Source organism: Oleiphilus sp. HI0125, from assembly GCF_001635355.1.
Genome location: NZ_LWGF01000252.1, coordinates 1 through 879, shown reverse-complemented (window position 1 = coordinate 879; position 879 = coordinate 1). Strand labels below are relative to the sequence as shown.

1 protein-coding gene is annotated in these 879 nt (G+C 43.2%); it reads left to right on the top strand.

The genetic code is table 11. The features are described from left to right. Window positions 1-19 precede the first annotated feature (19 nt). Window positions 20-879 (top strand): M1 family aminopeptidase (locus A3762_RS03705; protein ID WP_304439257.1); only part of this gene is annotated, 860 nt, incomplete at its 3' end.

Sequence of the window (879 nt, the reverse complement as noted above, 5' to 3'; positions counted from 1 at the left end):
GGGCTCTAGGAATACAAAGATGAAAGACGCAGCAGCAAACATCACATATCTAAAAGACTATCAAAAACCGAACTTCCTCGTAGAGAGTATTTCTTTGAGCTTTAAGCTATTCGAGGACGGCGCTGAAGTAACGAATCTTATGCACGTTGTTAAAGATTTGGATTCCGAGTCGACAGAGTTGGCGTTGGACGGCGAAGAATTAGAATTGCGCTCGGTCAGTATTGATGGAGCTCTATTAAATAGTGATCGTTACTTGGTGACAGAGTCCGGTCTAAGCATCTCAGATATGCCGGCAGACTGTCAGTTAGAAATCGTGACGTGGATTAAGCCTCAAGAGAACAAGCGATTAGAAGGACTCTACAAGTCATCGACAATGTTCTGTACCCAATGTGAAGCCGAGGGTTTTCGACGCATTACTTACTATCTCGACCGTCCTGATGTCTTAACGATCTTTACGACAAGAATCGAGGCAGATAAATCCTTGTATCCAAATTTGCTATCGAATGGCAATTTGATTGAATCAGGCGAATTGGATGGAGGACGTCATTTTGCGGTTTGGAATGACCCCTTCCCGAAGCCGTGTTATTTGTTTGCACTCGTAGCGGGTAATTTGCATTGTCAAAAAGATACCTTCACGACAATGAGTGGTCGAGAGGTGCGTCTCGAAATTTTTGTCGAACACAAAAACTCAACTAAGTGTGATTATGCCCTTGATGCTTTGAAACGCTCTATGAAGTGGGATGAAGAGGTCTATGGTCGTGAGTATGACCTTGATATTTTCATGATTGTCGCGGTCGATGACTTCAATATGGGGGCCATGGAAAACAAGGGCTTGAACATTTTTAATTCTTCTTGTGTTCTAGCAAAACCCGATACCAC